17 protein-coding genes are annotated in these 17,801 nt (G+C 61.5%); 10 read left to right on the forward strand and 7 right to left on the reverse strand.

Annotated features, from left to right (window positions below; genetic code table 11):
• Nucleotide 1: 1 nt before the first annotated feature.
• Both ASG47_RS18525 and ASG47_RS18530 read right to left on the reverse strand, forming a co-directional pair.
• Nucleotides 2–838, reverse strand: a complete 837-nt coding sequence (locus ASG47_RS18525) for a sugar phosphate isomerase/epimerase family protein (protein ID WP_061911723.1) — start codon at nt 836–838, stop codon at nt 2–4.
• A gap of 122 nt (nt 839–960) precedes the next feature.
• On the reverse strand, nt 961–1,791 hold the full coding sequence (locus tag ASG47_RS18530) for an amidohydrolase family protein (RefSeq protein WP_061911724.1): 831 nt from the start codon (nt 1,789–1,791) through the stop codon (nt 961–963).
• A gap of 130 nt (nt 1,792–1,921) precedes the next feature.
• On the opposite strand from ASG47_RS18530, the gene ASG47_RS18535 reads away from it, so the two are divergent.
• Nucleotides 1,922–2,683 (forward strand): N-formylglutamate amidohydrolase, encoded by a 762-nt coding sequence (locus ASG47_RS18535; protein WP_061911725.1) that lies wholly within the window; start codon nt 1,922–1,924, stop codon nt 2,681–2,683.
• A gap of 7 nt (nt 2,684–2,690) precedes the next feature.
• Here ASG47_RS18535 and ASG47_RS18540 read toward each other — a convergent pair whose 3' ends face one another.
• Nucleotides 2,691–4,163 (reverse strand): mannitol dehydrogenase family protein, encoded by a 1,473-nt coding sequence (locus tag ASG47_RS18540; RefSeq protein ID WP_061911726.1) that lies wholly within the window; start codon nt 4,161–4,163, stop codon nt 2,691–2,693.
• Nucleotides 4,164–4,302: 139 nt separating this feature from the next.
• Here ASG47_RS18540 and ASG47_RS18545 point away from each other — a divergent pair, with 139 nt between their 5' ends.
• Nucleotides 4,303–5,214: a sugar kinase gene (locus ASG47_RS18545; protein ID WP_061911727.1), complete on the forward strand. Its 912-nt coding sequence runs from the start codon at nt 4,303–4,305 to the stop codon at nt 5,212–5,214.
• A gap of 135 nt (nt 5,215–5,349) precedes the next feature.
• Here ASG47_RS18545 and ppk2 read toward each other — a convergent pair whose 3' ends face one another.
• Complete coding sequence (gene ppk2, locus ASG47_RS18550; RefSeq protein WP_061911728.1) at nt 5,350–6,204, reverse strand: polyphosphate kinase 2; 855 nt, start codon at nt 6,202–6,204, stop codon at nt 5,350–5,352.
• An 87-nt stretch (nt 6,205–6,291) separates the two neighbouring features.
• On the opposite strand from ppk2, the gene ASG47_RS18555 reads away from it, so the two are divergent.
• On the forward strand, nt 6,292–7,584 hold the full coding sequence (locus tag ASG47_RS18555; protein WP_061911729.1) for a sensor histidine kinase: 1,293 nt from the start codon (nt 6,292–6,294) through the stop codon (nt 7,582–7,584).
• Nucleotides 7,585–7,599: 15 nt separating this feature from the next.
• Here the strand turns inward: ASG47_RS18555 and ASG47_RS18560 are convergent, their stop codons facing one another.
• Both ASG47_RS18560 and ASG47_RS18565 read right to left on the reverse strand, forming a co-directional pair.
• Complete coding sequence (locus ASG47_RS18560) at nt 7,600–8,151, reverse strand: gamma carbonic anhydrase family protein (protein WP_061911730.1); 552 nt, start codon at nt 8,149–8,151, stop codon at nt 7,600–7,602.
• Nucleotides 8,152–8,195: 44 nt separating this feature from the next.
• The gene (locus tag ASG47_RS18565) at nt 8,196–9,605 is read right to left on the reverse strand and encodes a protein adenylyltransferase SelO (RefSeq protein ID WP_061911731.1); all 1,410 of its coding nucleotides are present in this window, start codon (nt 9,603–9,605) and stop codon (nt 8,196–8,198) included.
• An 88-nt stretch (nt 9,606–9,693) separates the two neighbouring features.
• On the opposite strand from ASG47_RS18565, the gene ASG47_RS18570 reads away from it, so the two are divergent.
• Both ASG47_RS18570 and ASG47_RS18575 read left to right on the forward strand, forming a co-directional pair.
• Nucleotides 9,694–10,362: an HAD family hydrolase gene (locus ASG47_RS18570; RefSeq protein WP_061911732.1), complete on the forward strand. Its 669-nt coding sequence runs from the start codon at nt 9,694–9,696 to the stop codon at nt 10,360–10,362.
• 426 nt (nt 10,363–10,788) lie between these two features.
• Nucleotides 10,789–11,631, forward strand: coding sequence for a cell wall hydrolase (locus ASG47_RS18575; RefSeq protein WP_156464170.1), 843 nt, complete (start codon nt 10,789–10,791; stop codon nt 11,629–11,631).
• Nucleotides 11,632–11,912: 281 nt separating this feature from the next.
• On the opposite strand, the gene pckA is transcribed toward ASG47_RS18575, so the two are convergent.
• Nucleotides 11,913–13,505 (reverse strand): phosphoenolpyruvate carboxykinase (ATP), encoded by a 1,593-nt coding sequence (gene pckA / locus ASG47_RS18580; RefSeq protein ID WP_082511850.1) that lies wholly within the window; start codon nt 13,503–13,505, stop codon nt 11,913–11,915.
• A gap of 237 nt (nt 13,506–13,742) precedes the next feature.
• Here pckA and ASG47_RS18585 point away from each other — a divergent pair, with 237 nt between their 5' ends.
• The 5 genes from ASG47_RS18585 to ASG47_RS18605 all read left to right on the forward strand — a co-directional run bounded on the left by ASG47_RS18585 (nt 13,743) and on the right by ASG47_RS18605 (nt 17,760).
• Nucleotides 13,743–14,459 (forward strand): response regulator transcription factor, encoded by a 717-nt coding sequence (locus ASG47_RS18585; protein ID WP_061911734.1) that lies wholly within the window; start codon nt 13,743–13,745, stop codon nt 14,457–14,459.
• Nucleotides 14,460–14,467: 8 nt separating this feature from the next.
• On the forward strand, nt 14,468–16,252 hold the full coding sequence (locus ASG47_RS18590; RefSeq protein ID WP_244487134.1) for a stimulus-sensing domain-containing protein: 1,785 nt from the start codon (nt 14,468–14,470) through the stop codon (nt 16,250–16,252).
• 201 nt (nt 16,253–16,453) lie between these two features.
• Nucleotides 16,454–16,921, forward strand: coding sequence for an HPr kinase/phosphorylase (locus tag ASG47_RS18595; protein ID WP_061911735.1), 468 nt, complete (start codon nt 16,454–16,456; stop codon nt 16,919–16,921).
• A 139-nt stretch (nt 16,922–17,060) separates the two neighbouring features.
• Nucleotides 17,061–17,462 carry a PTS sugar transporter subunit IIA gene (locus tag ASG47_RS18600; RefSeq protein ID WP_061911736.1) on the forward strand — a complete coding sequence of 134 codons (402 nt, stop codon included), beginning with the start codon at nt 17,061–17,063 and terminating at the stop codon, nt 17,460–17,462.
• Nucleotides 17,463–17,466: 4 nt separating this feature from the next.
• Nucleotides 17,467–17,760: an HPr family phosphocarrier protein gene (locus tag ASG47_RS18605; protein WP_061911737.1), complete on the forward strand. Its 294-nt coding sequence runs from the start codon at nt 17,467–17,469 to the stop codon at nt 17,758–17,760.
• Nucleotides 17,761–17,801: the final 41 nt, after the last annotated feature.

Consider the following 17,801-nt stretch of genomic DNA (forward strand, 5'->3'; position numbering starts at 1 on the left):
GTCAGCCCTGATCGAGGCGCGAGAGGATGAAGTCGCGCTCTTCGGCAAGGCCCGTCCATTCGTGGGGATGGTGGGCATCGAAGATCAACGTATAGGGACCCTTATAGCCGGCGCCTTCGGCGGCCGAGAGGCAGGCGGCATAATCGGCCTCGTCGAGCTGGCCATCGGCGAAGGTTGCCTTGGCGTGGCAGAGTTCGGCGCGCGGGAAGATGGAGGCGAGATCCTGGTATTTGGTCGGGCCCGACCAATTGCCGAAATCGCCTAAGAGCCCAATACGGCCTTCGAGCCGGTCGAGCACTTCATGGACGACAGAAGGCGAGGACAGTAGGTCGAACCAGTTTTCGGTGACGAGCCGGAGGGGCGAGCCGGCATTGGCGTCGGCCAATTGGCGGAGGGCGGCGATGGAGCGTTCGATGTTTTCGGGCGTCGGCTGCTGCTTGCCGGCAATGATGCGGGCGTTTTCGGCGCCGAGCTCATTGGCGACCTCAACCCAACCGGCGATCCAGGCGGTGTCGCGAGCGCCATTGACCGGGTCGGCGATGTCACCGGCATCGATGAGGAGGGTCTGCAGCGTGACGCCAGCGATGCGCAACTGCTCGCGCAGTTCGGCGAGATAGATGGAATCGCGGCTGCGCATGTGGAAGGAGACGATTTCGAGGCGCTTGTAGCCGTGATTGGCGAGCACCGAGGGCAGGCCGAGCAGGGACTCGCTGCCCTCGCCATAGGTGTCTTCACCTGGGCCGATGGCCGTCGTCGTCAGGTCATGTGCATAGGTCGTGCCCAAAAGGCGATGCAACGACCAGGTGGAGACCGCGATGCGGTCAGCACTCTGCGCCATAAGTATTCTCCCCATTCCTCGGAATCAGAATCTCACGCGTAAAGGCGTCGTGCAATTCAATTTGATTGCCCATCAGAACTTAACGCGTGCCCGCGCGTCTGCGCAGGCTTGCCTATAATGCCCTAGGTGAGGCGATAGATCCGCTCGGCATTGATCGCAAAGAGCTTTTGCTGGTTCTCTGCGGTCTCGTCCGAGACGATCTCGGAAAGAGCCTCGACCCAGCGCGTCAGGGTGCCGGTTTTGGTGACGACGGGATAATCGGAGCCGAAAACGACGCGGTCCCAGCCAAAGCTGTCGATGACATGCTCGACATAGGGGCGGAGGGTTTCGGTGGTCCAATCGGGGTCGCAGTGATTGACGATGCCCGAGACCTTGCCATGGACATTGGAGAGAGCAGCAATCGACTGAAGGTCGCGACGCCACGGGTCGAGGCCAATGCCGTTGATATCCGGATTGCCGCAGTGATCGAGGATGAACGTCACCTCGGGCAGCTTTTGCGCTAGCGCCACGCCGAGATGAAGCTGATCGGCCCGGAGGCATAGATCGAAGGTCAGGTTGTGTTCGGCAAGGAGCCGGAGATTGTCAGCGAAAAGCTGGGGCTGGCTGACGCTATCGTCGATCTCGTGGAGGATGCGGCGCAGGCCCTTGATGCGGGTGCCGCCGATGGCGAGCAGCCGATCGAGCTGGGCCGGAAAATCGGCGTGCTCGGGGCGGCAGGCGGCGATCGCGCCGACAATGCCGGAAAGCCCGAGGACGAAACCGGTCTCTTTTTCGATGTCGCTTTCCGTGACATCGACTTCCATGTGCAGGGCCTGCTCGATGCCGAGGGGCTTGGCTTCAGCCCAATAGGTTTGGGCCGGCCAGGGCTTGTCGATCGCTGGCGCGCCCGAGAGCCAGGGATAGGTGAGACGATCGGGGTAGATAAGATGCAGATGGGTATCGATGATGCGCATGGGTCCTCCGGTCGAGAGACTAGCAGAAGACAGCGCGGATTGAACGCGCTAGAGCCAGCCAATCGATTGATAGGGACGGGCTCCTTTTTGCCGCCCGGACGTTATTGAGGGCGGAAAACGTCGAGGCGATATGGATAGAGAGGCGCGAAATCCGGTTCTGGTGACGCATGCGCGGGGCAATTCGCCCTTCGTGATCGTGTGCGATCATGCCTCGAACCGCATCCCCGAACGCTATGGCGATCTTGGTCTTTCGCCGAGCGAAAGGCTAAGCCACATTGCCTGGGACCCCGGCGCGCTGGCTGTGAGCCGCTATCTCTCCGAAAGCCTCAATGCGCCGTTGATCGAGTCCACCGTGTCGCGGCTGATCATCGACTGCAACCGCGCGCTGACAGCGCCCGACCTGATCTGGACGCTGTCGGAGCGGACGCGGATCCTCGCCAATGAAAATCTCAGCGACGAAGAGCGGCAATTCCGCATCAACAATTATCACCGGCCCTTTCATGGGGCGATCGAGATGCTGCTCGAAGCGCGGCGCAATGCAGGCAGGGAGACCATCCTTGTCTGCATGCATTCGTTCACCCCGGTCTATCTCGGCGTGGCGCGACCCTGGCCCATCGGGGTGCTGCATGGACGCGACAGCCGCTTTACCGAAAGACTGCGCGACGCCATGGCCGAAGAACAACCGGACCTCAATATCGGCTGGAACGAACCCTATGCGGCGCTGACGGGGGTTACCCTGACGCTTGAAAAGCATGGGGATGGGCGCGGCATCGAATCGACGATGATCGAATTGCGCAATGACGAGATCCTGTCGCCCGAAGGCGCTCGGCGATGGGCGGGACTTTTGGCGCGCAGCCTTGAAGTTGCGCGCCTCAAGGGCGGACGGAACTAGGCCTTCTTCAGCCGGCGACTGTCTCTGCGGTGGCCTTTGCGCCTTCTTCGAACAGGCTTTCGAGATGGCCGATCACGGTCTCGCGGAAGATCGCATTGCCGGCGAGATCGGTACCAAAGATTTCGGTGAGCGCGGAGAGGCCGTCGTAAAGCGCTTCGGCGTCATCGCCAGCATCGGCTGAGATGGCCATCATCTTGAGGGCATGCGGATCGCGCACGTCGATTTCACTGCCGTCTTCGGCGACACCGGTAACATAGCGCATCCAGGCGGCAACGCCGAGGGCAAGGCGGGTGATCGGCTGACCGGCCTTGAGGCGATCGCGAATGGTGCCGAGAAGGCGTTGGGGCAGTTTTTGGCTGCCATCCATGGCGATCTGCCAGGTGCGGTGTTTTAGCGCCGGATTGCGGAAGCGCTCGAGCAGTTGATCGCGATAGGCGCCGAGATCGGTGCCGGGCATATCGAGCGTCGGCATGGCCTCTTCGGTCATCAGGCCATGGATGAGTTTGACATAGGCCGGATCGCCCATGACCTCGGCAATGTATTGATATCCGCCGAGATAGCCGAGATAGGCCATGGTCGAATGCGAGCCATTGAGCATGCGGAGCTTCATCAGTTCGAACGGCTCAACATCTTTCACCAGTTGCGCGCCGACCTGTTCGAAGGCGGGCCGACCGGCGGGGAAATGATCTTCGATCACCCATTGGGTAAAGGGCTCGGTCATGATCGGCCAGGCATCTTCGGCGCCGATAAGGTCGGCGACCTCGGTGCGATCAGCGTCCGTGGTGGACGGCACGATGCGATCGACCATGGTGGAGGGGAAAGCGACGGCTTCGACCCATGTGCCGAGATCGGCATCGCGGAGGGCGGCAAAGCGGGTGACGATGCGCTTGGCGGTTTCACCATTGGAGGGGAGATTGTCGCAACTCATCACCGTGAAAGGAGTAACACCGGCAGCCTTGCGGCGGGCGAGCGCCTCGACCAGCATGCCGGGCGCCGATTTCGGCGCGCTGGGATTGGCAAGATCGTGGACGATGTCCGGATGCTTCTGGTCGAGTTCGCCGGTTGCCGGATCGTGGCAATAGCCCTTTTCGGTGACGGTCAGGGAGACGATGCGGATATCGGGCGAGGCCATCAGGGCAAGTAGTTCTTCGCGCTGCGTGTTCGCATCCATCACCGAGAGGATCGAGCCGATGACGCGCGGATGGGTGCCGGCGGCATCGCGCACGGCGATGGTATAGAGCCCGCCTTGGGGTTCGAGCGCATCCTTGGTGTCCGGCCGGCGGAGGCTGGCGCCGACAATACCCCAGCTTGGGTAGTCGGCCAGGAGATTATCGACATAGACGGCCATATGGGCGCGGTGGAAGGCGCCGATGCCCAGATGGACAATGCCCGGCGTGACCTTGGCCCGATCATAGTTCGGCACGCCAATGCCCGCTTTGAGAGAGCCGAGGGTTGTGGGGCTGAGGCGCGGGTTGGTCATGTCGGCTCCGGAATGAAATCGGGCGCAGCATAGTGGCTTCCAATCTTGTATGGAAGGGTGGGCTTGCGCTGTCGTCTAAGACTTGCGGCGGGGTGTTGCGCCCGGCATAAGCCTTGGAAGCACTGAGGAGGAGAGCGTCATGGCCGGCAAGCGGATCGCCAGCATCGGGGAATGCATGATCGAAATGAGCGGCGGCGAGGACAGGAATTATCGCCTCGGCTATGCCGGCGACACCCTCAACACCGCCTGGTATCTGCGGGCGCTGCTCGGCAAGGATTGGGGGGTCGATTATGTGACGGCGCTCGGCAAGGACCGCTACTCCGACGATATCAGGGCGTTTCTCAAAACCAACCATATCGGTACCGACCATATCGGCACGGTGCCGGAGCGGCGGCCAGGGCTCTATATGATCCATCAGGATAAGGGCGACCGGCACTTTACCTATTGGCGTGATCAGTCCGCGGCCAAGCTCTTGGCGGACGACAAGGCAACGCTCGATAAGGCCGTCGCGGGCGCGAGCTTGGTTTATTTCTCCGGCATTACACTCGCAATCCTCGCGCCGCGGGCGCGCGGACGGTTGCTCGGGGCGATCGTCAAGGCACGGGACAATGGCGCCAAGATCGCCTTCGATACCAATCTGCGGCCGGCGCTGTGGTCGAGCCAAAGGGTGATGGCTTCGGTGCTGACGGCAGCGGCGAGCCTTTGCGATATCGTCCTGCCCACGCACTCGGACGAAGCGCCGCTCTTTGGCGACAAGACGGTGGAAGACACCGCCGAGCGCTATCTCGAACTTGGGGTGGAAGAGGTGGTGGTCAAGGACGGGGCGAAGGAAGCGTTTATCGCGACGGCAACGGAGCGGGTCAGCATTTCGCCCAAGCCGGTCGAGACGGTTGTCGATGCGACCGGGGCCGGGGATAGTTTTAACGGCGGCTATCTGTCAGCGCGGCTTGAAGGCAAATCGATCCGCGAGGCGGCAGAAGAGGCGCACCGGGTGGCCGGGGTGGTGATCGGGCACAAGGGGGCTTTGGTGGAGCCTAAATTTTTGGGGTGAGGAGGGCCGAAAATCACCCCCTCCCAACCTCCCCCATCAAGGGGGAGGTGCCGCATCGAGTTGATGGTTGGATCTGATCAAACCCGCAACTTCTTCACCTCCCCCTTGATGGGGGAGGCCGGGAGGGGGCGGCCCTCACTCCCCATCCATCTTCAAAAAATCTTCGCCCGACAGAATGATCTTGTCGTCGATTTTGCCGATCGCCTTGGGATTCTTGCCTTCGAACTCGAAACCATCGATCAGGGTGCGGATGACATTGAGCCGCAACCGGCGTTTGTCATTGGCGCGGACGACGGTCCAGGGCGCGTGCTTGCTGTCGGTGCGCTCGAGCATGCGGTCGCGTGCCTTGGAATAATCGTCCCACTTGTTGAGCGCTTCGAGATCGATCGGCGAGAGCTTCCAGGTTTTGAGCGGGTCATGGCGGCGATCGTGGAAGCGCTTCAATTGCATTTCGCGGCCGATCGAGAGCCAGAATTTGAAGAGTTTTATGCCGTCGCGCGTCAGGCGCTTTTCAAATTCGGGGGCTTCTTCGAGGAAGAGTTCGGTTTCTTGCGGGGTGCAAAAGCCCATGACGGGTTCGACGCCGGCGCGATTGTACCAGGAGCGATCAAACAGCACCATTTCCCCAGCGGCGGGAAGCCAATCGATATAGCGCTGAAAGTACCACTGGGTGCGCTCGCGATCATTGGGCTTGGGCAGTGCTGCAATGACATTGTAGCGCGGATTGAGGTTTTCCATGATGGTCTTGATCGTGCCGCCCTTGCCGGCGGCATCGCGGCCTTCGAAGACGACGACGATGCGCTCGCCGGCCTTGGCCATGTGCGCCTGGAGCAGCACAAGCTGCTTTTGCAGGGCATAAAGCTGCATGTCATACTCGGTGCGGTCGAGCTTCTTGTCATAGGGAAAACCGCCCGATTTGAGGGCTGCCTTATCGATGGCATGGGGCAGTTCGGGATTGTCGATGTCAAAGCTCAAAAAGGGATCGCTCACGCTGTCGCTCCGTTGTTACATGCACCGTGCTAAAAACTGGGGTCCCGCGCAAGAGGCGGGAGCAAGCGATTGATTCGGCGGCCCAAAATGGACGATTCCCAATCGGCCCAAACTCTTTATGGCGCGCAGCCCCTGCTGTCCCGTCTTGTGCACTATGCCGGGCTGCTCATCGGTCTTGCCGGTCTCTTTGTCGCGCTCGTGGCGTTTGGCAATCTGCGGCCTGATCTGGCCGTCCTGGCCTATGGGTTCGTCATTGGCTTCGTCGCCTTCCTGCCGCTGCCCGTGCGCGAGGTGACGCGGATCGTCGAAGCCCCCGCGCCGGTGCTCGAGGCGCCGGATAATACCGATACCGTCATGGCCGCCTTTGCCGAGGCCTTGGGCGAAGCCTGTCTCGTGCTCGACCAGCGCGGAGCCGTCGCCTATCGCAACCGGGCCGCGCTCCGGCAATATCCCAATGTGCAGCCGGGCAAGGTTCTGACCCTTGTCATGCGCAATCCCGAACTCGTCTCGGCGGTGGATGCGACGCTGCGCACTGGCATGCCGCATAGTTTTGAACTGCATGAAACCCTGCCCAGCGAAACCTGGGACCGAGTGACCGTGGCGCCCATTCGCCAGCCCGATAGCGATTGGCTAAGCGAGGGCGGGCGGCATCTGCTCGTCACCTTCCAGAGCCTCACTGAACTCAAGCGCGTCGATGCCATGCGCACCGATTTCATCGCCAATGCCAGCCACGAATTGCGCACGCCATTGGCCTCGCTTCTGGGCTTTATCGACACGCTTCTGGGGCCCGCGGCACGCGATGCGGTGGCGCGCGAAAAGTTCCTCGGCATCATGCGCGGCCAGGCCGATCGCATGAGCCGGCTGATCGATGATCTCTTGAGCCTCTCGCGCATCGAAATGTATCAGCATGTGCGACCGACGGGCTCGGTCGACCTTGCAGCACTGTTGCGCGAAGTGCGCGAAGGGCTGCAGACGCAGGCCAAGGCTGCCGAGCTCGATGTGGTGCTCAGCCTGCCCGAGGGCGCCGTGATGGTGACCGGCGATCGCAACCAGCTCTATGAGGTTTTTGAGAACCTCATCGACAACGCGATCAAATATGGCGCGGACGGGAAGACGGTCGATGTGTCACTGGTCCACATCGAGCGCGGCGGGTTCAAGCACCTCGTGAGCGTTATCGACCATGGGCCCGGCGTCGAGCCAGAGCATGTGCCGCGCATGACGGAACGGTTTTACCGCATCGATGCCGAGACGAGCCGTAAGAAGAAGGGCACGGGGCTGGGGCTCGCCATCGTCAAGCACATCGTCCAGCGGCACCGCGGCAATATTTCCATCAAGAGCCGGCCCGGCGAAGGGCTGCGCGTGGATGTTATGCTGCCATAGGGCCCCAGTGCTGATTCAGGCCGGATCGAACTCCGCCGGGCGATGCACTTCCACCAGCCCACTCGCAAAGCGCTTGGCATTTTCGACATAACGATCGGCTGATGCGGTCAGCGCAGCGATGGTCGCTTCATCGAGCGTGCGGATGACCTTGCCGGGGGCGCCGACGACGAGGGAATTGTCGGGAATTTCCTTATCCTCGGTAACAAGCGCATTGGCGCCGATGAGACAGTTTCTGCCGATTTTTGCCCCATTGAGCACGGTGGCGCCCATGCCGATCAGCGTGTTGTCGCCGATGGTGCAGCCATGGATGATGGCGCTGTGGCCGATGGTGCAGTTTTCCCCGATGGTGAGGGGAAAGCCCCTGTCGGTATGAAGCACGCAGTTTTCTTGGATATTGGAGCGCGCGCCCACGCGGATCGGCTCGATATCGCCGCGGAGAACCACGCCGAACCAGACGCCGACCTCGGGGCCGAGATGGCAAGCGCCGATGATTGTCGCGGAGGGGGCGAGGTAGCCGATGTCGGGGGAGATATCCGGGTGGATGCCGTCGAGGGCGTAGATGGGCATGGGGTCCTCCGGGGGTAGTGTGGCGGCATAGTAGTTGAGTGGCGCTAGATCTTCACCCCATAGGCTTCGCGCATTTCACCGATCTCTCGCAAGGTCTGATGGAATAGCGACCAGTCGTCATTCTCGGCGATCGGCGCCCAGATGGCTTCGACGTCGTCGATCAGCATGGTGCGCGGATTTGATCGGGCGAAGTAGGGATGAGCGAGATTGACGTTTTCAGTCGGCGCAAAGGCTTCGAGTGCGTTGGCGACGGGGCGGAAGGCATCGCTGGCGTAAAATTCGGTGGAGGGGCTTTGGGCGGCGCGTTGGGCGCTGAGGGCGCCGCCGCGCCAATCGAAGAAGAATTGTTCGTAAGGCGCCTTGCTGGCGGTGAGGAAACCGAAAAGAGCGGTGACGAAGGCATTGTTGTCGTCTTCGCTGCGGGGTTCGAGTCCGAGACGGGCGAGCATGGCGAGGGGGAGGGCGGTGCGGAATGTAGGCCAGACGGTGTTGAGCGCAGGCTCAAGAGTGTCGATGCTCGAGAGAGGTACCAGGCATTCGGCGAGGCGCGTCAGGTTCCAGGCCAGGGTGTCGGGCTGGCGGCCGAAGCTGTAAAGGCCCGTTTCATCGAAATAGGCGGCGGTGAAATCGGGGTCATATGCTGGCAGGAACCGCCAGGGGCCGTAATCGAAACTCTCGCCGGTGATGTTGATATTGTCGGTGTTGAGGACGCCATGGACGAAACCGGCGGCGATCCATTGTGCGCCAAGGTTTGCGACTTTCTGGACCACGGCTTCGAGGAGGGCTGCGGCGGGATCGGATGCGCCGGCGAGATGCGGATAATAGTTGGCGATGGAATAATCGACGAGGCGGCGGAGGTTTTCGGTGTCCTCGAGATAGGCCAGGCGCTGGAAGGTGCCGATGCGGATGTGACTATGGCTGAGCCGGGTCAGGACGGCGGAGCGGGTGGGCGAGGGTTCGTCGCCACGATAAAGCGCTTCGCCGGTTTCAACGAGCGAGAAGCTCTTAGATGTGTAGACGCCCAAGGCTTCGAGCATTTCGGTGGCGAGCACTTCGCGTACGCCGCCCTTGAGCGTCAGTCGTCCGTCGCCCCCGCGCGACCACGGGGTTTTGCCTGTGCCCTTGGTGCCGAAATCGAGCAGGCGGCCGTCGATTGGGTCGACGCATTGGGCAAACAAAAATCCGCGGCCATCGCCGAGATCGGAATTGTAGCTGCGAAACTGGTGGCCGTGATAGCGGAGCGCCAGGGGCTGAGGGAGCGAACCGGGCAGCGGCGCGAAACGGCCGAAATGATTGAGCCATTCGGCCTCGCTGAGCTCGCCAAGCCCGATGCGCTCGGCCCAGCGCTGATCGCGATGGCGCAAAACAGTCTGCGGGAAATCTGCGGGGCGGACGGGATCGAAGAAATCGGGGCCGAGTTCGGCGTGGCGGCGCGCAGGGATGAAAGTGGTCATGGCGCTCTCCGTATCGCATCCGGCATGCAAGGCTCCGATGCAGGCGCCTCTATGGCGCGGTCAATCAAATCGGCCTATATCATGCGGGATGATACAGCTTGCTCCTTTTCAAGCCGCCATCTTCGATATGGACGGCACCTTGCTCGACACCGAAGCGGTGTTCAAGACCATCGTCTTCGAAGTCTGCGCCGATCTCGGTTTTGAAATGACCGACGATGTGCATCGTTCCATGGTCGGTGGCAGCCATGAGCGCACCAATCAATTGCTGCTCGAAGCCTATGGCGTGAGCTTCCCCTATGCGCTGTTCGACGAAAAATGCCGCGTCAGCATGCGCGAGCGCTCGCATGGCGGCGTGCCGGTCAAGGCCGGTGTGCGCGACTTTATCGCGGCGCTCCATGCCAACAATATCCGCACGGCGGTAGCGACCTCGTCGCGCAATCCCCATGCCCAGCATCACCTTTCAGCCGCCGGATTGCTCGATCTCTTCGAAACGATCGTGACGCGGGATGATGTGACTCACCCCAAGCCGCATCCCGAGCCATACCTGACGGCGGCGCGGCGGCTCGATGTGGCACCCAAGGATTGCCTCGCGCTCGAAGACAGCTATGCCGGGGTGCACGCGGCGCATGCGGCTGGGATGCAGACCATCATGGTCCCCGACCTCGTCCATCCAAGCGAAGAAATCCTCGCTTTGGGGATCGCCGTGATGGAAAGCCTGACCCATGTTCATGCGGCCGCCTTCCCGGTTCGCCGTTAGGTCTTCTTGTCTTTTTGTCTCCTTAAAGCGCCCGCGAAAGCGGGCGTTGGCTTTTGCGCATCCGCATCAGCCCTCGGGTCCACATTAAGATTTGATCGCGTCCAAAAGCGCATAAAATTCTAACAATCCCCGAAAGTCTTTGCTGAGCATGCGGCAAGTCCATGAATTTCATGGGTTTTCTTTCGCGGCTTTGCCCATTAACCCTACCTTAAGAAGCTAAGGCGTATGGTTAACCCAGCGTAAATTTCGGCTTCCATCTCACTGCGGGCTTGGCTAGTGTGCAGTCCACAATGAAGGGGTCTCAAGACTCCACCAGAAGGCTCACCGGAGGTACCGGCTGAGCTCAGGGGCAAGGACGGGGCATTGACTGCATCTTGGCGGGCTAGGTTTGTGCGTGCCGCTTCCAAGGCGGCGGTGGTGGGTGCGATGGCACTCGTCGCAGGGCTCATCGCTTCTCCGCTTGTGGTTCGTGCCAACGAAAAAGCCGATTTCGTTCTCCCGCTCGCCGTTCCCGCGCCGATCGCGCAATTGCGCTTGCAGCCCGCGCTTGGCGCGACCGATTTGCCGCTTGCACCGGGCCAGCAGAAACTCACTGCCGCTCTTCTGACCAATTACGTTGCCCGGCAGCAGCAGCTACGCGCGGTCGATGTGACCGAAGCCGGCATCCAGTTGCCGCTCTCCAATGAAATGCTGATGGGGTATATCGCTCGCGGTTCGCTTGCCGGCGGCAATACCGCGCTTTCCGCCATCGACAGTTTTATGAAGCCGGTTTCAGAGCACAAGCCGACCGTGACCCCGGAACTGCTCGATGCCTATATCGCCTCGGGCTATGAGCCGATGGCCAAGCGCGTCGAGGTGGCGAATGCCGAGCGCGATTGCCTCGCGCAGGCGATCTATCACGAAGCCCGCGGCGAGAGCCAAGCCGGCCAATTGGCCGTAGCCAATGTCATCGTCAACCGCGCGCGCTCGGACAAGTACCCGTCCTCGCTCTGTGGCGTGATCTATCAGGGCGCCAAGAACGGCCGCTATCGCTGCCAGTTCACCTTTGCCTGCGACGGCAACAATGACGCGCCGAGCGAGCGCCAGGCCTGGGCCCGTTCGACCGCACTCGCCAAGGATGTCTACGCAGAATATGCGATGGGCGATGAAATCGGCGCCGTGCCGGATTCGGCTTTGTTCTATCACACGACCAATGTGCGGCCGTCGTGGTCATACACATATAGCCGCGTGGCTGAGGTCGGGGCGCATATTTTCTACGCGCCGAATTGATTGGCGGTTGTTGAGAGTGAGTTGATGGATCCCCGCGCGAGCGGGGATTTTTATTTTTAGGGCTTCTAGTGTCGGCATCGAGTTTGTCGTCACCCCCTCCCAACCTCCCCCGTCAAGGGGGAGGTGCCGTATCCAGTGTGGGGTGGGGTCGGTTCAAGATACCGGCCTTCACCCTACCCCTGGCGGGGAGGGTTGGGAGCCCAGATTGCATCTCACTACGAAAGTTCCGACACACAAAAAGGGGCGCCGGAGCGCCCCTTGTCGTTCGGTTATGAAACCGATCACTCCGCTGCTTGTGCCAATTGCGGGCCGGCATCGGCATCGGCGCTGGGGCCGAATTTTTCGAAATTCTTGCGGAAGAGGTCGACGAGTTTAGTGGCCTGGAGGTCATAGGCGTCTGTATCGGCCCAGCATTGACGCGGATCAAGGAGGCGGGGGGCGACGCCTTCGACCGAAAGCGGGACGTCGAAGCCGAAGAGCGGATCGGTGCGGGTCGGGGCGTTGTCGAGCGTGCCATCGAGTGCTGCGGTGAGGAGGCGCCGGGTCGAGGCGATGTCGATACGCTTGCCCACGCCATAGGCGCCGCCGGTCCAGCCGGTATTGAGGAGCCAGACCTGTGCGCCGCTCTGTTCGAGTCGCTCGGCGAGCATCTCGCCATAGACTGTGGGGTGGAGCGGCATGAAGGGCGCGCCAAAACAGGCCGAGAAAGTGGCTTGCGGCTCGGTGACGCCGCGCTCGGTACCGGCAACCTTGGCGGTGTAACCCGAGAGGAAGTGGTAGACGGCCTGGTCCTGCGTCAGCTTGGCAAGCGGGGGCAGAACGCCAAAGGCGTCGGCCGTGAGGAAGACGACGGTCTTTGGCGTGCCGCCAACGCTGCCCTTGGCAATGGACGGGAGAACATGGAGCGGATAGGCGGCGCGGGTGTTTTCGGTCAGCGATACGTCGTCGAATTCAGGAACGTGCGCGTCGTCGAGAATGACGTTTTCGAGGACTGTGCCGAAGCTGCGGGTGGCGGCAAAGATTTCGGGCTCTGCTTCGGCGCTGAGTTTGACGGTTTTCGCATAGCACCCGCCTTCAAGGTTGAAGACTCCATCAGCGCTCCAGCCGTGTTCGTCGTCGCCGATCAGCGGACGGTTCGGGTCGTTGGAAAGGGTCGTCTTGCCAGTGCCCGAAAGGCCGAAGAAGAGCGCAGCTTCGCCATCGGGGCCGAGATTAGCCGAGCAGTGCATAGGCAGTACGTCATTGGCCGGGGCGTGGAAATTGAAAAGCGAGAAGACGCTCTTCTTGATTTCGCCGGCATAGAGCGTACCGGCGACAAGGACGATGTTGCGCGCCATATCGAGGGCTATGACGGTTTCGGTGCGCGTGCCGTGGCGGGCCGGGTCGGCAGTGAAATGGGGGGCGTGGATGATGGTGACCGGCATGGCGTCGGGCGCCACATCGATCCCTTCGCCGGGGCGGATGAGAAGATTGCGGATGAAGAGCGCATGCCAGGCGCTGGGGGTAAGGACGGTGACGCCATATTGGTGGCGGGGATCGGCGCCGGCAATCAGGTCCTGGCGGTGGAGGGCCTGGCCGGCAAGGTGGGCCTTGATGTCGTTAAGGAGCAGATCGAACTGGGCCGGGGTCAATGCGCCGGCATTGTCCCACCAGACGGTGTTTTCAGTTGCGACATCGCGGACGATGAACTTGTCCTTGGGCGAGCGGCCGGTGAAGGCGCCGGTTTCGACTGAGACTGCGCCATGGGCGGTGAGTTTGGCGCCGTTTCCGGCAAGCGCCGCAGCAACCAGAGCGGGCGCGATGGCGTTTTCGCTCAGCGAAAGGGCCGCTTCGGCGATATCCTGACGCAGGCTGGCATGGTCCTCGACGCGCATATTCTGTCTCCATCAGGGGCCGGATACGGCGCCGTTGAAGACAAAATAGGCCGCGCTATCCCAGGCGGACCATCTGGAAATCGGTCGTAAGACGGAAGTCGAACCGAGGCTTTTCGAGATGGGTCATCTGGCGTTAGACTTGGCCACGCCTTATTTAACACGTAATTGTCGCCTGCAACGTCGCGCTCGGCTTAACTCGCCAAAAGAATATAAGCGTCGCTAAAAGAAAGGCAGAATATGCCCAAAATCGCCCTGGTGGACGACGATCGGAACATTCTCACCTCCGTCTCCCTCACCCTTGAAGCCGAAGGCTATCAGGTGGCAACCTATACCGACGGTGCCTCTGGCCTTGAAGGCTTGACCAGCGATCGGCCCGATCTCGCCATTCTCGATATCAAGATGCCGCGCATGGATGGCATGGAACTGCTGCGGCGCCTGCGCCAGAAGTCCGATGTGCCGGTGATCTTCCTCACCTCCAAGGATGAAGAGATCGACGAGCTCTTTGGGCTCAAGATGGGCGCGGATGATTTCATCACCAAGCCTTTTAGCCAGCGTCTCCTCGTCGAACGCGTCAAGGCGATCCTCCGCCGCTCCGCGCCGCGCGATCCTTCGGCTGCGCCAGGTACGGTGGGTGAACCTGTGCCAAGCAAGGCGCTGATCGAGCGCGGCTCGCTGGTGATGGACGAAGAGCGCCACACCTGCACCTGGAAGGGCCAGCGCGTGACGCTGACCGTCACCGAGTTTCTTATTCTCCAGGCGCTTGCGCTGCGGCCCGGCGTCGTCAAATCGCGAAATGCGCTGATGGATGCGGCTTATGACGATCAGGTCTATGTCGACGACCGGACCATCGACAGCCACATCAAGCGGCTCAGGAAGAAGTTCAAGGCGACCGACGACGATTTTGAAATGATCGAGACGCTCTATGGCGTCGGCTATCGCTTCAAGGAGCAATAAGACCCGACGTGGCCACGATCGATCCTGAACTCGACGAGCCGCTCGGCAGGGCCGAGGGGAAAGAGGCGCCTGCCGACAAGCATTCGCGGCGGGCGCTTCGCCTGGCGCTGATGCCGCTTGGCAAACTGATCGTCGGCTTCCGGCGCTTCATCGATTTCACGATCTTTTCGAGCCTGACGCGCCGGATCATCGTCCTGAATCTGGCCGGCCTTCTGGTCCTCGTCGTCGGCATTCTCTATCTCAACCAATGGCGCGCGGGCCTGATCGACGCTCGCGTGCAATCTCTCCGCGTGCAGGGCGAAATTATCGCCGCCGCCATCGCCGCCTCAGCGACGGTCGATAGCGATGTGATTTCGGTCAATCCCGATCGTCTGGTCGAACTGCAGCAGGGCAATGTTTCCCCGCTGTCCTATTTCGACCCGACGCTGGAATTTCCGATCAGTCCGGAACGGGTCGCACCGCTGCTGCGGAACCTGATCACCCCGACGCGGACGCGGGCGCGCATCTATGACCAGCAGGGTCTGCTGATCCTTGATAGCGACAATATCTATGCGCGCGGCGAGGTGATCCGGCAGCAGATCGATACCTCGCGGACGCAGGATTTCTTCCTCGCCGATTGGTGGAACGCCATTATCTCCTGGGCGCCGGGCGATACGTTCTCAAAATACCAGGAATATGGGGCCGACGAGGGCACGCGCTATCCCGAAGTGGCTTCTGCGCTCCAAGGCGCGCCGGCAGATTTCGTGCGCGTCGATGGACAGAACCAGCTCGTGGTTTCCGTCGCCGTGCCGGTGCAGCGCATGCGCGCGGTGGTTGGGGCAATCCTCCTCTCGACCGCGCCGGGCGATATCGACTCCGTCGTGGCGCAGGAGCGCTGGAGCATTTTGCGCATCGCGCTGATTGCGGCGGCGGTGCAGATTGCTCTCTCGTTGCTTTTGGCCGGCACGATCGCTGGTCCGATGCGACGGCTTTCTGCGGCGGCCGAGCGGGTGCAGACTGCCGGCAATGCGCGCGCGGAAATTCCCGACCTGACCGATCGGCCCGATGAAATCGGGCATCTGTCCGGCGCGCTGCGGAGCATGACGGACGCGCTTTACAATCGCATCGAAGCCATCGAACGCTTTGCGGCCGACGTGGCGCATGAGCTCAAGAACCCGCTGACCTCATTGCGTTCGGCGGTCGAAACGCTGCCGCTAGCGAAAAAGCCGGAAGATCGCGCGCGGCTCAACGAAATCATCCAGCATGACGTCAAACGCCTCGACCGGCTGATTACCGACATTTCGAGTGCAAGCCGGCTCGATGCGGAACTGGCGCGCGAAAGCGCCGAGCAGGTCGATATCGAAAAGCTCACCGAAGCCATGGTGGGTATCCAGAAGGACGTGGCGGCGGGCCGCGGGGTCAATGTGGTCATGGGCAAGCGGCTTGGCCGTGGCTCGACCGTGATCAGCGGGCACGAAAGCCGTCTGGCGCAGGTGCTCGCCAATCTGATCGACAATGCGGTGTCCTTCTCGCCGCCCGATGGGACGGTGACGGTTGCGGTTTCGACCGAGACGGACATGATCGTTGCGACGGTGACGGACGAGGGGCCTGGGATCACCGGCGATGTTGGCCGCATCTTCCAGCGGTTTTATACCGACCGGCCGGAAGGTGATGGGTTTGGCAATCATTCTGGATTGGGACTGTCGATTTCCAAACAGATCGTCGATGCGCATAAGGGGACGATCAGGGCGCATAACCGGACGGATCGGTCGGGCGCGGTGTTTACGGTGTCGTTGCCGAAGGCGCGGCGGTAATTCTCTCGTGGTCTGTGGCTCTCGACACCCCCTCCCATCCTCCTCTCCTCAAATCGCTCCACTGGAGCGATTTGCCCTTCGGTACGGCTCGGAGCCCATCAAGGGGGAGGTGAAGGGACTGTGTTTCAGGTGGGATCGTGCCACGCACTCGATGCGGCACCTCCCCCATGATGGGGGAGGTTGGGAGGGGGTGATCTCTCCATGAATCAGCGAGAAAACATTCACGCCACTGCCATTACCATCGATAGCCACGGCATTCTCATCCGAGGCGTCTCGTGCTCAGGCAAGTCGCTGCTCGCGCTTTATCTGCTCGATCTTTATGGTGCCCGAGGGCGCGAGGTCGCCCTCGTTGCCGATGATCGGGTCGATCTCGAGCACCATGACGATCACGTCATCCTGTCCCCGCCCAAAACCATTGCCGGGCTGATTGAACTGCGCGGCCGCGGCATTATTAGGCGGCCCTATGTTGAAGCTGTGCATCTTGCGCTGGTTGTTGATCTCGTCCCGGAATTGGTCCGCATGCCGGAAGACGCTGACTTTGTGACCGGCATTTTGGGCACTCCAGTGCCGCGGTGCCCCGTGCCTCAAGCGGGAATCATCGGAATCGAGCACCAGCGCCTCTTGATCGAAGCGGCGCTCGACGCAATCTCTTTGGGCTCGGGAGCGTGACAATTTATCGCTTGCCTTCCAAGGCTTCGGGGGCAAGACTGGCGCCCGCTCCCGAACGCGCCCGGTGCGGGGAGCGGGGGCTAATGGACTGGGATGGCACCGAGCGCCAGAAGGCGCAGCCATCGTCTGGGGAGATTGCATGATCGGGTTGGTTCTGGTGACGCATGGCGCGCTGGCGGACGAATTCAAGCTGGCGTTCGAGCATGTGGTGGGCCCCCAAGAGCAGTGCGAAACCATCGCTATTGGTCCCGAGGACAATGCCGAGACGCGGCGCGAGGATATCCTTGCCGCCATCGATCGTGCCGATAGCGGCGACGGCGTCATCATCCTGACCGATATGTTCGGTGGCACGCCCTCCAACCTTGCCATTTCGGTGATGCAGAACCGGCATGTCGAAGTGATTGCCGGCGTCAATCTGCCGATGCTGGTGAAACTCGGCCGCGTGCGGGGCGATATGGCGCTGCCCGAAGCCGTAGCACTGGCGCAGGAAGCGGGCCGCAAATATATCACCGTCGCCAATTCGATCCTCGGCGGAGCCTGAGAAAATGGACGGTGATCGCGCCGTTGCCCAGCAACTGACCATCGTCAATCGCAAGGGTCTTCACGCCCGCGCGTCGGCACGCTTCGTCCGCACCGCCGAGTGTTTCGATGCCAATCTGCAGGTCATCAAGGATGGGCAATCGGTCAACGGCAATTCCATCATGGGCCTGATGATGCTGGGTGCGGGGCCCGGCTCGACCATTCTGGTGCAGGCGACCGGCAAGCAGGCGCGCGAAGCTCTGGAAGCCATCGTCGAGCTCGTCAATAACGGCTTTGACGAAGACAATGAGGGCATCTGATTAGCTAGAGTTCGGCGAACGAAGCCTTCGCCTTCGGTCTT

It is taken from the genome of Devosia sp. Leaf420, assembly GCF_001425445.1.
Lineage (GTDB): Bacteria > Pseudomonadota > Alphaproteobacteria > Rhizobiales > Devosiaceae > Devosia.